The 13,382-nt window shown below is 55.4% G+C and carries 13 protein-coding genes; 9 read left to right on the forward strand and 4 right to left on the reverse strand.

Annotated features, from left to right (window positions below):
• Positions 1–8 precede the first annotated feature (8 nt).
• Both BMZ66_RS11780 and BMZ66_RS11785 read right to left on the reverse strand, forming a co-directional pair.
• Complete coding sequence (locus BMZ66_RS11780) at positions 9–1,364, reverse strand: hypothetical protein (RefSeq protein ID WP_092673155.1); 1,356 nt, start codon at positions 1,362–1,364, stop codon at positions 9–11.
• Position 1,365: 1 nt separating this feature from the next.
• Positions 1,366–2,619 carry a tetratricopeptide repeat protein gene (locus tag BMZ66_RS11785; protein WP_092673158.1) on the reverse strand — a complete coding sequence of 418 codons (1,254 nt, stop codon included), beginning with the start codon at positions 2,617–2,619 and terminating at the stop codon, positions 1,366–1,368.
• 114 nt (positions 2,620–2,733) lie between these two features.
• Here BMZ66_RS11785 and BMZ66_RS11790 point away from each other — a divergent pair, with 114 nt between their 5' ends.
• The 7 genes from BMZ66_RS11790 to dnaJ all read left to right on the forward strand — a co-directional run bounded on the left by BMZ66_RS11790 (position 2,734) and on the right by dnaJ (position 10,663).
• Positions 2,734–3,648, forward strand: a complete 915-nt coding sequence (locus BMZ66_RS11790) for a M20/M25/M40 family metallo-hydrolase (RefSeq protein WP_092673161.1) — start codon at positions 2,734–2,736, stop codon at positions 3,646–3,648.
• Between the two features lie 70 nt (positions 3,649–3,718).
• On the forward strand, positions 3,719–5,983 hold the full coding sequence (locus tag BMZ66_RS11795) for a sodium-translocating pyrophosphatase (RefSeq protein ID WP_092673164.1): 2,265 nt from the start codon (positions 3,719–3,721) through the stop codon (positions 5,981–5,983).
• A 238-nt stretch (positions 5,984–6,221) separates the two neighbouring features.
• Entirely contained in the window at positions 6,222–6,761 is a 540-nt protein-coding gene (locus tag BMZ66_RS11800) for a phosphoribosyltransferase (RefSeq protein WP_092673167.1), read from the forward strand.
• Positions 6,762–6,834: 73 nt separating this feature from the next.
• A complete protein-coding gene (locus tag BMZ66_RS11805) occupies positions 6,835–7,461 on the forward strand; it encodes an adenylate kinase (protein ID WP_092673170.1) in 627 nt (208 codons plus the stop codon).
• A gap of 160 nt (positions 7,462–7,621) precedes the next feature.
• Positions 7,622–8,668, forward strand: coding sequence for a GTPase ObgE (gene obgE, locus BMZ66_RS11810; RefSeq protein WP_092673173.1), 1,047 nt, complete (start codon positions 7,622–7,624; stop codon positions 8,666–8,668).
• 235 nt (positions 8,669–8,903) lie between these two features.
• Complete coding sequence (locus BMZ66_RS11815) at positions 8,904–9,482, forward strand: nucleotide exchange factor GrpE (RefSeq protein ID WP_092673176.1); 579 nt, start codon at positions 8,904–8,906, stop codon at positions 9,480–9,482.
• Between the two features lie 41 nt (positions 9,483–9,523).
• Complete coding sequence (gene dnaJ, locus BMZ66_RS11820; RefSeq protein WP_092673179.1) at positions 9,524–10,663, forward strand: molecular chaperone DnaJ; 1,140 nt, start codon at positions 9,524–9,526, stop codon at positions 10,661–10,663.
• A 148-nt stretch (positions 10,664–10,811) separates the two neighbouring features.
• On the opposite strand, the gene BMZ66_RS11825 is transcribed toward dnaJ, so the two are convergent.
• Both BMZ66_RS11825 and BMZ66_RS11830 read right to left on the reverse strand, forming a co-directional pair.
• A complete protein-coding gene (locus BMZ66_RS11825) occupies positions 10,812–11,711 on the reverse strand; it encodes a TraB/GumN family protein (RefSeq protein ID WP_092673182.1) in 900 nt (299 codons plus the stop codon).
• 43 nt (positions 11,712–11,754) lie between these two features.
• On the reverse strand, positions 11,755–12,051 hold the full coding sequence (locus tag BMZ66_RS11830) for a hypothetical protein (protein ID WP_092673186.1): 297 nt from the start codon (positions 12,049–12,051) through the stop codon (positions 11,755–11,757).
• Positions 12,052–12,214: 163 nt separating this feature from the next.
• Here BMZ66_RS11830 and BMZ66_RS11835 point away from each other — a divergent pair, with 163 nt between their 5' ends.
• Together BMZ66_RS11835 and BMZ66_RS11840 are read left to right on the forward strand one after the other, a co-directional pair.
• A complete protein-coding gene (locus tag BMZ66_RS11835) occupies positions 12,215–12,724 on the forward strand; it encodes an RNA polymerase sigma factor (RefSeq protein WP_092673189.1) in 510 nt (169 codons plus the stop codon).
• Positions 12,725–12,736: 12 nt separating this feature from the next.
• Positions 12,737–13,357, forward strand: a complete 621-nt coding sequence (locus BMZ66_RS11840) for a hypothetical protein (RefSeq protein ID WP_092673192.1) — start codon at positions 12,737–12,739, stop codon at positions 13,355–13,357.
• Positions 13,358–13,382: the final 25 nt, after the last annotated feature.

The following is a 13,382-nucleotide window of genomic DNA, read 5'->3' on the forward strand; positions in this document are numbered from 1 at the left end:
AGCTTTCCTTAGGCTGGTACAAGATGGCCTCTGGCAGGAGCCGTCGCTTTCCGACGCGCTACGCTCATGCTCTGTGTTATATAGAGACCCGCTACATAGAAAGGAATCATGGGAATCTTGTAGCGCACAAGTGTACCAAAATTAGCCGACACGACCCCCACCGTACCCGAAAAAGCCAGTGCGAAAATAAAGCACAGTGTTAGGGATGGGGTGCGCGCTATCAGTGACAAAGTTTTTACCAGGCCTGAACGCACGATAATGCGCAGCGTAAAAAAGATAAAAACCAGGGCTTCTATTGATGACAGAAGCATAACAGGGTTGCGAACTTCCCAGATAAAAGGACGATAGAGCGATACCACAATAGCTTGCGGTACCAGTTTCACCATGCCTAATAGGGTGCCATCTTGTTCGCCCAGATTATAGGCCGAACCGTTCTGCTTCACTCCAGTTTCATACAAGTATTCCGACACGATTTTGCTTCGCTCCCCAATCCTGTCGATATCGTAGTGCTCATCTCCCTTGGTCAGGTTTGTGGCAGCAAAGAAAGCCAGGAATGCACCTATGCTTAATAAGATAGGCTTGGCCAGAATCCGCACCGTCCCGTTTTTAATCCGGGCACTATTTTCATTAAAAATCCAAAGAAGAGCTGCTGGTAAAAAGCATAGCAGGATATAGATTTTTAAGAGAATCAATGCATAAGCCGCTCCTAATCCAAGAAAAGAGGAAGTAATGAGGCTGCGTTTCTGAATAGCACCTTTGTAGAAGGCGTAAAAAAGCCAACCCAAAGCGCCTAAGCAAATAGGGTCTTTCATAAGACCTGACCCCCAGAAAAATACTGAAGGAATAAAAAACGTTGCTATTGCAAGTTCTTTGTACAGTTGTGGACGTATTTTAACAAACGTTATATACATTGCCCACATGCCAGTAAAGCTGATTATTGCAAAAAACAGTGCAATAATCATATAGGTATTGAAACAAAGAAATCCGATAGCAGCTGCAAGACGCGAAAGAAGGTACTCGGCAGAGCCGGCCTGGTACCAATACATATAGGTGGTAAAACGAGCTGTTTCCGGGTCATAAGTGCCACCACTAGTCAGCATCAGCTTCATGCCTGCTTCGAATGAAAAAGCGAAAGCTTCGTGAATAAGCTTAACGTGATAGTAGTAGTTAAATGTATCACCGCCCTCATAATAATAGGCATAAACCAATCCTAATGCAATGGCGCCTACGAACTTAACTGTGAGTGCAGGAATGAAATAGCGGCGCGTATAGATATTAGTAAATCGTCCTCTAACTCCATAAGCAACCAGATAAAAAAAGCCTAGATAGAGTGGCGTTAATAACAGGTCTTTTAGTTCTAGCATGTCAGGCCTTTCGTTTTATTTTTAGCCAAGCTTTGGCCTCTTTGTATTGTTCTGACTTCCGCTCTGCTTTATCAGCAACTACCTCGTAATAGCGTTTCGCTGCCACGGCATCCTTGTCCTTTACTGCCAGGCGGGCAAGATTCATGTTAGCATACAAATAGAACCCGCCGGAAGTGTCCCCAGTGCTCTCAGAAAACACGATGCAGCGCTGGAAGTAGTCCTTGGCTTTGGCGAAGTCGCGGTAGCGGTTCTGCATTAGGTAACCCAAGAAGTAGCTGGCGTAGCGTCCGCTGACGCCTTCGTAGCCGGGCATGCCTTTGCTTATCTTATCGAGGATTTCGCGGCTCACTCGTTCGCAGTCGGCAAAGTCGCCCTGGTCGTAGGCGAGGTGGGCGTAGAAGCGTTGAAAGTAGCCGTTATCGGGGTAGGTGGTGGCTAGGTATTTGGCTACTGGTAGCGCTTCTTCGGCGTTGTTTTCCTCATTTTTTAGAATGCGCATGAGGTAGACACGGGCCTCGGTAGCGGTGTAGAAACCGTTGGTGGCCACGTTGCGGAGCTGTTGCAAACCCAGTTTCTTATCTCCTCTGGGGAAGAACAGCAGCACTGGTTTGAGCAGGGGATAGTTTTCGCTTATCCAGACGGCGTAGTAGTTGAGCAGGGCCTGGCCGAACTGAAATTCCGGGCTGAGGCTGTTGGCTTCCTGGCTTTTCTTTAAATAATTGAGCGAACGCCGGGAATTAACGGTGGCTTTGCGCCAGTCGTGGCGCTCGCCGTGCATGCGAGCACTAAAGCCGTAGGCGGCCGAAAGGAAAAAACTTGCTTCGTAATTGTTGTTATCGGCGTCGTAGAGCTTTTGGGCTTTCGTAACAGCCGTGTCCATGTAGGCGAAAAAGAGCTTGTCGTACTGCTGTGTCTGGATGTTGGTGGGTACAATTTTCCACCAAGTGCTCAGGCCCAGCAGGAAGTAGGGCATGGGGTGATTGGGGTAGCGGCGCCGCAAGGAGCGGAACTGCTTTTCGGCCTTCTCGTACTTGAAATTGTAGATGTTGTAAACGGCACCGTCTAGTTCCAACTGAATATCCTTGTCCAGCAGCAGCCATCCTTTGGTGTCGATGGCCGAGGGTAGCACCCCCACAGAGTCGAGCGCCACCGTCTTCATGGGGGGCGGAATGCGCATTGTATCGGGCTTCTGGGCCATGCTAAGTAGCGGCAAGAATAGCAGCCCCAAGCAGATACAAACCAGCGAACGCAGCATAGGTAGAAATTCGAAAGAGGACCCGAACCGTGTCCCGTCCAAAATCAGGGTAGGGTAAACGGGCCTGCTAAAGTACGGACTTTGGCCTAGCTTTGGGAGTAATCCCCTTTGTATATGCAACTGTTGCACTCCCTTTGCCGCGTGCCGGCTCCCGCCGGCAATGAAGTGGCCCTGACTCGTTTTGTGCTTGATTATGTGCAGCGTGAGCAGGCCAATTGGCAGCACCAACCCACTATCATCGCCGACGAGCGGTTTCAAGACTGTATACTGCTGGTGTTTGGACAGCCCCGCACCGCCATTTTTGCCCACTTGGACAGCATTGGATTCACGGTGCGCTATGGCCGGCAACTGGTGCGCATAGGTGGGCCCCAAGCCGAAGCCGGTTACCGCTTGGTAGGGCACGATTCGCAAGGGGATATAGACTGCACGTTGACCATAGACGAAGAAACCGGCGAACTGGGCTATGCGTTCCACCGCGACATTGACCGTGGCACGGAGCTCACGTTCTACTGCGACTTCCGCGAAACCGACACCACGGTTCAAAGTTGCTACCTCGACAACCGGCTGGGCGTTTGGAATGCCCTGCGTCTGTGCGAAACACTGGAGCACGGCATCGTGGCCTTTTCCTGCTGGGAAGAACACGGCGGCGGCTCGGTGGCTTACCTGGCAAAGTACATTCATGACACCTATGGCGTGCGCCAAGCGCTGATTTCCGACATCACCTGGGTAACCGAGGGGGTGCATGCGGGGCAGGGATGCGCCATTTCGCTGCGGGATTCCTTGATTCCCCGCCGGGTTTATGTAGACCGCATCCGGACCATTGCTGCTCAGTCGGGCATTCCGCATCAATTGGAAGTAGAAGGCAGTGGCGGCTCCGACGCCAAAGAGCTACAGCACGCCGCTGCGCCCTGGGATTGGTGCTTCATTGGAGCACCTGAAGACCATGTGCATTCGCCCGATGAACTGGTTGATAAACGCGACATTGCCAGTATGCTAGCGCTTTATCAGGTTTTGATGCAAGAATTGTAGTGTATCCGTATATCTTTGGCACCCTTGCTTGTCCATCACACTTTTCTTCACCTAATCTTCCTTGCATCTTATGACCCCATATCTTTACGCAGTGCCCGCGTTGGGACTCTTTGCGTTGCTGTATACTTGGCTGCGCGCCGGTTGGGTATCCAAGCAAAATGCTGGTGACGAACGCATGACCACCATTGCGGGCTACATCGCCGATGGCGCCATTGCATTTCTCAAAGCGGAGTATAAGGTGTTGGCCCTGTTTGGGTTGATTGCAGGGGCTTTTCTTTTTTACTTGGGTACTACCAGCGGCAACTCTAGCCCCGTCATTGTCATTGCCTTTTTGATTGGTGCAGTGTTCTCGGCGCTGGCAGGCTTTATTGGGATGAAAATTGCCACAAAGGCCAACGTCCGGACTGCGCAAGCGGCAAAGACCAGCCTGAGCACGGCCTTGAACGTGTCGTTTTCGGGCGGTTCCGTGATGGGCATGGGCGTGGCCGGGCTGGCGGTGTTGGGCCTGGGCTCTCTGTTTATTGTGTTCTATAAGATGTTTGTGCCCAGCGGCCTTGCCAATGGCGAGGAGATGGTGAAGGCTCTGGAGGTTCTCACCGGCTTTTCGCTCGGGGCCGAAAGCATTGCTCTCTTTGCCCGGGTAGGCGGCGGCATCTATACCAAAGCGGCCGACGTGGGAGCCGACCTCGTGGGCAAAGTAGAAGCCGGTATCCCGGAGGATGACCCCCGCAACCCCGCCACCATTGCCGACAACGTGGGCGACAACGTGGGCGACGTGGCCGGCATGGGCGCCGACTTGTTCGGCTCCTACGTGGCGACTATTCTGGCAACCATGGTGCTGGGCCGGGAGGTCACAGTCACCAACGACCAGTTTGGTGGGCTTTCGCCGATTTTTTTGCCTATGGCCATTGCGGGCATGGGCATCATCGCCTCGCTGATTGGGATTCTGTGCGTCCGGGTGAAAGAAGGCGGCAATGTGCAGACTGCCCTAAACACGGGGAATTATATCTCCGTGGTGGTATCAGCTATTGCTTCTTACTTTCTTATTATGTGGATTCTGCCCTCGGGGAGCTTCACCATCCGGGGCGTGTCGTTCACGGCGATGGGGGTTTTCTGGGCTGTGGTTGTGGGCTTGATAGTCGGTACGCTCATGAGCATTATCACGGAGTATTATACTGCCATGGGCAAGCGCCCGGTAAACAGCATTGTGCAGCAAAGCAGCACCGGCCACGCTACCACCGTTATTGGCGGTTTGGCAGTGGGCATGGAAAGCACGGTGCTTCCCATCATTGTGCTGGCCGCGGGCATTGTGCTGAGCTACGAAGCGGCGGGCCTCTACGGTGTAGCCATTGCAGCGGCGGGCATGATGGCCACCACCGCTATGCAATTGGCTATTGACGCATTTGGTCCTATTGCTGACAACGCGGGCGGTATCGCCGAAATGTGCGAACTGCCCAAAGAAGTGCGGGAGCGGACTGATATTCTGGATGCCGTGGGCAACACCACCGCTGCCACGGGCAAAGGCTTCGCCATTGCGTCGGCGGCTCTGACTTCGCTGGCCTTGTTCGCCGCGTTCATGGGCACGGCTAATATCACTTCCATTGACATCAGCAAGGCGCCTGTGCTGGCGGGTGTATTCATTGGAGCCATGATTCCCTTTATCTTCTCGTCGTTGGCGATTGCGGCGGTGGGCCGGGCGGCCATGGCCATGGTGCAGGAAGTGCGCCGGCAGTTCCGCGAGATTCCGGGTATTATGGAAGGCACGGGCCGGCCAGAGTACGAAAAGTGCGTTGCCATCAGCACGCAGGCGGCTATTAGGGAAATGATTTTGCCGGGGGCCATTGCTTTGCTCACGCCCATCATCGTGGGTTTTGGCTGCCGCGGGTTGTTCTCCAACGCTTCGTCGCCCGAGGTGCTGGGCGGTCTGCTGGCCGGGGTCACGGTGAGCGGTGTGCTCATGGCCATGTTCCAGAGCAATGCCGGCGGCGCCTGGGACAACGCTAAGAAATCATTTGAAAAAGGCGTTCTGGTGAACGGCGTGATGCAGTACAAAGGCTCGGATGCCCACAAAGCTTCCGTGACTGGCGACACGGTGGGCGACCCGTTCAAGGACACCTCCGGCCCCAGCATGAACATCCTCATCAAACTGATGAGCATTGTGTCGCTGGTTATCGCTCCGCACATTGCGGAGCGTGGCGGCGAGCGCGGTATGGCCCCAGTGAAGGTGGAAAACGAGCGCACCGAAGTAGTTGCCCGGCCACACGTGCGCTACGCCGATACGTTTGCTCCCTCAGCAGCCCGTGTGATTTACACGGTATTGCGCGAGGTGAAGTAGTTTTCTGAACCACGGATTCATGCGGATTTTGCGGATTTCACGGATTTTGTATTCGGCTCAATAGAATAAGAACAATAAGCAACAAAGGCCACTCTTCTAAAGAGTGGCCTTTGTTGCTTATCATAGTTAGAATCATAGTTTGTGTGGACACAGCGTCTACAAAATCCGTGAAATCCGCATAATCCGCATGAATCCGTGGTTCAGACAGTAGCTTTGTGCCTCATTCTTCCCGCGCCGCATGGGTCACTCCCACATCACCATCCACAAAAAAGCTTTCCGACCATATTTATCGGTCGCTCAACTGGATGAGGCCGTAACGGCCCTGGCTGCCCGCCTCAATGCCGACTACGCCGGCCGCGAGCCCCTGTTTGTAGTAGTCCTGACGGGGGCATTTATGTTCGCCTCCGACCTGCTTAAGCACATTACCGAGCCTTGCGAGATAGTCTTTATCCGGGTGGCCTCGTATGAGGGCACGGGCAGCAGCGGCGTGGTGCAGGAAATCATGGGGCTGCGCGAAGAAGTGCAGGGCCGCCACCTCATCATCGTCGAAGACATTGTTGATACTGGCACCACCATGCACCACCTGGTGCCCAAATTGCAGGCCAATGGTCCGGCCTCGGTCGAGATAGCGACGCTGTTTTTCAAGCCGGAGAGCTTGCGTCACAAAATTGACTTGCGCTACGTGGCCCTGGAAATCCCCAACGACTTCGTAGTAGGCTACGGCCTCGACTACGACGGCCTGGGCCGCAACCTGCCCGACGTATACGTGGCCGTGTAGTGAGCCTTTGTTACCGATTGATTAACTTGCCCAAACCCACCTTACTCTTTCCCCTCGCGCAACTTCTCTATTCATGTTGAATATCGTGCTGTTCGGCCCGCCCGGTGCCGGTAAAGGAACCCAAAGCCAGAAACTCATCACCAAGTACAACCTCGTGCACCTGAGCACCGGCGACCTGCTTCGCGCTCAGATAGCCCAAGGCACGGAGCTAGGCCTGACCGCCAAAAAGCTCATGGACGAAGGCTTGCTGGTGCCCGATGCCGTAGTAATTGGCATGATAGACAGTGCGCTGCAAGCCAACAAGGCCACCGCTGGTGGTTTTATTTTTGATGGCTTCCCGCGCACGGTGCCCCAGGCTGCTAGCCTCGACCAGCTGCTGGAACAGCACGACAGCGGCATCAATTGCATGATTGCGCTGGAAGTAGACGAGGAGGAACTGGTGACTCGCCTGCTGGAGCGCGGCAAAACCAGCGGCCGCCCCGACGACCAGGACGAAAGCAAAATTCGCCGCCGCGTAACGGTATATAACACCGAAACGGCGCAGGTGGCCGGCTACTACGCCGCTCAGAACAAGTTTCACGCCCTCAACGGCATTGGGCAGATTGAAACTATTTTTGACCAAATCTGCACTATAATAGACCAGAATAAGCCTGCCACGCCCGAAAGCCCCACTGAGGCTGCCCGCGAGGTTCAAGCATAGTTCACGTTTTTAACACGACTGTCATCCTGAGCACAGCGCAGGACCTTTTCACGTTAGAACAACCGGCTCCGGAACGCACGTTCTGTAGCTAGCCCTAACGCCGAGAGGTCCTGCGCTGTGCTCAGGATGACAGTTCTTTTACCCCTAATTCTCCATTCCTGTGGCTTCTAATAACTTTATCGACTACGTTAAGCTCATCTGCCGTTCGGGCAAAGGCGGGGCGGGCTCGCACCACTTTTTCCGGGCCAAGGGCCTGCCCAACGGCGGCCCCGACGGCGGCGATGGCGGCCGCGGCGGTCACATCATCCTAGAGGGCAACTCCCAACTCTGGACCCTGCTGCACTTGCAGTACCAAAAGCACGTCTTCGCCAAAGATGGCGAGGGTGGGGGCGAAAACCTACGCAGCGGCGCCCAGGGCGAGGACATTGTGCTACAAGTGCCCCTAGGCACTGTGGCCCGCGACCCGGACGGTACCCATTTGCTCGAAATTACGGAGCACGGCCAGCGGCTCATCTTGGTGCCCGGCGGACGCGGCGGCTGGGGCAACGACCATTTCAAGAACTCCATCAACCAAGCTCCAACCTACGCTCAGCCCGGCGAGCCGGCCATTGAGGCCATCATTATTCTGGAGCTGAAGCTCCTGGCCGACGTGGGCCTAGTGGGCTTCCCGAACGCGGGCAAGAGCACGCTGCTGTCGGTAGTATCGGCGGCCAAGCCTAAGATTGCCGACTATGCCTTCACGACCTTGGTGCCCAACTTGGGCGTGGTGGCCTACCGCGACTACAAGTCCTTCGTGATGGCCGACATTCCGGGTATTATTGAGGGCGCGGCCGAAGGTAAAGGGCTCGGCACGCGCTTCCTGCGCCACATCGAGCGCAATTCTACGCTGCTCTTTATGATAAGCTGCGACAGCCCCGACATTGCGGCGGAGTACCAGGTGCTGCTGGGAGAGCTAGAGCAGTTCAACCCCGAGCTGCTGGAAAAGAAGCGCCTGCTGGCCATCACCAAGTCCGATATGATTGATGAGGAGCTGGAAGCTGAAATTCGGGAGACCTTGCCGTCCGATATTCCGTCCATCTTCATCTCCAGCTTAACGAACAAGAACATTGTGCCGCTGAAGGACATGATTTGGAAGGCGCTGGAGGAAAATCGGCGTAATGCCGCGCCGGTGCGCCAGGGCTTCGGTGAGGAAGACGGCGAAGAATAGGCCGAGGAACTCCAATTGCTTGATTTGATGTCCCCAATTCAAAGCCGAATTGGGGACATTTTTTATGGCGTTCTAACTGTGTTGCACGCTGCCGCGCTGATTTAGAGCTATACTGAACCTAATAAAAGTCTGTGCCACTATGGCAGCCCGCACCCCTTTGGCAAGTGAATTGCGCCCAAAGGGTGACTAACCGGCTAACCCCGTGAAAAACCCATTCCGACGAATCTTTCCCAAAATGGCTGACGATAATAACCTGCCCCAGGACGACAACTTGACCGCTGACCAAGCGCACGCAGCTGGCGAAATGGCCGACGTTGAAGGTGGCACCACCGATACTGCCGCTGAGCCCACGGCTGCTCCTGCTGCCGAAGGCACCCGCACCGACGCGGAGCTGGCGGAGTTGAAGGATAAGTACCTGCGCTTGGCCGCGGAATTTGAGAATTACAAGCGCCGCACCACCAAGGAGCGGATTGAACTGTTCAAAACCGCCAACCAGGAACTGATGACGGCCTTGCTGCCCGTGCTCGACGACTTTGAGCGCGCCCGCAATGCTACCCGCGAAACCACCGATGCCAACGCCGTGCGTGAGAGCATCGAAATTATTCAGAACAAGCTGAACAAAACGCTGCAGCAGAAGGGTTTGACAGCCATGGACGCGCAGGGCGGCGACTTCGACGCCGAACTGCACGAGGCCATTACGCAAATTCCGGCGCCCAGCGAGGACTTGGTAGGAAAAATAGTGGACGAGGTAGAGAAAGGTTACTATTTAGGTGACAAGGTTATTCGCCACGCTAAAGTGGTGCTTGGGCAGTAGTAACTTTGCAGACTCTGCCCTGGATAATTTTTTAGAAAACGATGGCAACTAAGCGCGATTATTACGAGATATTAGGTATCGCCAAAAATGCGGCGGCTGACGAAATCAAGTCGGCCTACCGCAAAATGGCCATCAAGTACCACCCCGACAAAAACCCCGACGACCCCACGGCTGAGGACAAGTTTAAGGAAGCGGCCGAGGCGTACGAGGTGCTGAGCAACGCCGATAAGCGCGCGCGCTACGACCGCTACGGCCACCAGGGCATGGGCGGCAATGGCGGCGGACCGCAGAACATGGAAGACATCTTCTCGCAGTTCGGCGACATCTTCGGTGGTGGCGGCGGCTTCGAGGGCTTCTTTGGCGGGCGCCAGGGCGGCGGGCGGCGCCAGCGCAAGGGCTCGAACCTGCGCATCAAGCTGAAGCTCGACTTGGAGGAAATTGCCAACGGCGTTGAGAAGAAAATCAAGGTGAAGCGCTACGTGGCCTGCCAGCCTTGCAGCGGCACCGGCGCCAAAAACGGCACCGAGCTCAAAACCTGCCAGACTTGCCAGGGCCAGGGCCAGACCAAGCGCGTGGTGAATACCATGCTCGGCCAGATGGTGAGCAGCAGCACTTGCCCCACCTGCAACGGCGAGGGCAAAACCGTGACCGCTACCTGCGACGTGTGCAAAGGCGACGGCCGCCAGCTGCACGAGGAAGTGATTCCCATCAATATCCCTGCGGGCGTGGCCAACGACATGCAGCTGAGTATGAGCGGCAAAGGCAACTTCCCGGAGCGCGGCGGCGTGCCCGGCGACCTGCTCATTCAGATTGAAGAAGAGCCGCACGAATTCCTGAAGCGCGACGGCAACAACATCATGTTCGAGCAGTACATCTCCTTCGTAGACGCCGCTCTGGGTGCCAACCTGGAGGTGCCGACCATTGAAGGCAAGGTGAAAATCAAGGTGGACCCGGGCACCCAGCCCGGCAAAATCCTGCGCCTGCGCGGCAAGGGCATCAAGGACATCAATGGTTACGGCCGTGGCGACCAACTCATTCATCTGAATGTGTGGACGCCCAAGCATGTGAGCAGCCAGGAGCGCGAGCTACTGGAGAAGCTGCGCGACTCGGATAACTTCACGCCGCACCCCGGCAAAAACGAGAAAGGCTTCTTCGAAAAAGTGAAGGAGTATTTCGCGTAAGGCGAAATGTAGCATGGACTCTGAGAGTCCGCGCGTTGAACAAACCCAGCGCTCAATCACTAAAAAGCCCGCCTTCCAGTTATGAAGGCGGGCTTTTTGCTGTCTTGAAGGGTCTGAGCCTTCGAGCTTCTTTAGAAGTTTTGTGGGTCTAGAACACCGGCTTCACCTGGTATCCTTGCTGCCGGAGCAATGCCAATACGCCACTCGGTCCGCCCAGGTGGGCCGCACCAACCGCAAAAAAGGTCGGTTTGCTGGCCGCTTGCTGTGCAATCAGTGGTATCCAGCGCTTGTTGCGGCTGGTAAGGAGCATGTCTTCATACTCCTCCATGCCGAATTTACTGTTCATCGACATTTTTAAAAGGCCTTCTACGTCCTGGGCCTGATACAACTGGAGCAGGGCCCGGAATTCCTGCTGGGCTTCGCCACGCTTCGCAACCATATCAGATAATAGACGAGCTTGTTTTTCGCACGGAATCTTGTCGAATATGCCGAGTTGCTCGGCTACTGTTTCGAGGCCGATTACCTCCATTTGCTTGGCCTTGGCCATTTCCACCAGCGTCATCTCGTAGCTGCCCATTGGGCAACCCAGCATCTTGGGGTAGAGCAGCGTGGACAGAATGAAGGGCTTCATCCCACCCATTTGGGCAAAGGGCATCTTCAACTCGTTGGTGTAATAGTCGCTCACGGCCGCGTACTCCTCCTTGGTCATGCAGCCCTGCACGGTTTGGCCGGTGGGCAGCATCATCATGCTTTGCATTTCCTGGGCCATGGTGGGGCTGTCCATGTCCAGTTCCAGCGCTACTTGTTGGGAGTTGGCAACGGCCGTCTTTACCGCCTCGCTCACCTTTAGGTCGTCGGCGCAGAGCAGGTGAATGGTGCCAAACACGTAGGACGGCTTGGCGAGCTTGTTGCCCGAAATTTCCCAAAGCAGTGCTTTAGTTGCCGTAGGGGCAGCTGTCGTTTTGGGAGCTTTCGCTGCCTTTTGGGCCTGGGCCAATGGGCTAGCTAATAGCAGAGCAGCAGCTAGGGAGAGTTTAAGAAGGCGCATTTTTTACAGAAAAAAGGTGAGATGGATGATGGGTTTGAATTGATTATTTGAGTGAGGCTTTAGCGGTCGACTTGTGGGTGGCTTGGTGTAAAGCACGGCCAATGTCATAGCTAAAAAGTGCAATGGAGGCACCTAGCAGCAAGAAGCAGGTAAAGCGGCGCCAGGTGGAAAGAGGCACTACGGTAACACGGGCAGCAGGCGAGCCATAGAATGTGTCTGACAGAAGCATGGCGCCGGCAAACAGGCCCGTTGCTAGCGCTGCGAAATAGTTGCCGAGCACGATTTGAGAAAGACTCCCCAGGCCGAAAGCAATACCGACAATAGTATTTGGGTTTTTCATGATGCAGATGCAGGTGAGAAGAATAGCTTTGGGTCATCTATCGTCCATCTTTGGTGGGCATTACACCCACACCTGAAAAAAATATTTTCGCAATATTTTTTTGACCAACGCTGTAATGCCTGGGTTCGGCTTGGCGATTAACTGCCCGAAATCACAGCCTCGTATGTCTGCCGCCCCATCTGCTGAATTTGTTGCTGCGCTAAACGAGTACCAGCCGCTGCTGCGCCGCGTGGCCCGGCTCTATTGCCAGGACTCCGACGACCGGCAGGACCTGTTTCAGGAAATGGTGCTGCAGCTGTGGCGGGCGTGGCCGCGCTACGTACCGCAGCCGGGCGCCAAGCTCAGCACCTGGCTCTACCGCATTGCCCTGAACGTGGCCATCTCGAACCTGCGCCAGCGCACCCGCCGCCCCGTGTCGGGGGAGCTGTGTGCTGAGGCGCTGGCCGTGGCTCAGGCTCCAGAGGCTGGCCCCGATGCTGAGGACCGGGCGGCGCTCTACCAGGCCATCGACCAGCTGTCGGAGGTTGATAAGGCCTTTGTGCTGCTTTACCTCGAAGACCGGCCTTATGAAGAAATGGCCGAGATTCTGGGCATTACCCAAAACAACGTGCGGGTGAAAATGCACCGGGTGCAGGAAAAGCTGCGCCAGCTGTTGCCCGTTACCACCCGCTAAATCCTACTTGTTATGCAACTCGAAGACTTGCGCCAAAGCTGGCTAAACCCGCCGGAGCCCGTAGCGCCTATAAATTCTGTTCAGCTGGAAACGCTCTTAGCCAATCGGCCCGGCCTAGTGGATAAGATGCGCCGCAGCGCCCTTTGGGAAACGGGGTTTACGGCCATGTTGGTGGTGGTTTCGCCCTTCGCATTTTTCATGGTCGAAACGCTCATTTACCGCGTCTACGCCGTGATAATGCTGGCATTGGGCTTGGGCCTGCTGTACTACTATTACCGGATGCTGGTGATGCTGAACCGCATGCGGCTGGTAGAGGGCAACGTGCGCGGGCACTTGAAGCAGTTGGCCGCAGGGCTGCGGGCAATGCTGCGCTTCTACTACCGCCTCACGCTGGCTGCGGGTCCAGCAGTAATGCTACTGAATTTTGGCTATTTTGTGGGGAGGGAGCTGGCACGGCCCACCCCGTTTCGATGGAAGCTGCTGTTCATTGTGGGCGGGGTGTTTCTTGTGTTTGGGGTGCTGCTGCAGCTGCTGGCCGTGTACGGCACGCGCTGGTACGTGCAGCGCCTCTACGGCCAGCACCTCGACCGCCTGGAAGCCAATCTGGCCGAATTGGACGAGCCAACTAATTGAACCTGCTGGTATTCCATACCGCTCG

It is taken from the genome of Hymenobacter arizonensis, from assembly GCF_900115775.1.
In the GTDB taxonomy this organism is placed as follows: Bacteria; Bacteroidota; Bacteroidia; order Cytophagales; family Hymenobacteraceae; genus Hymenobacter; species Hymenobacter arizonensis.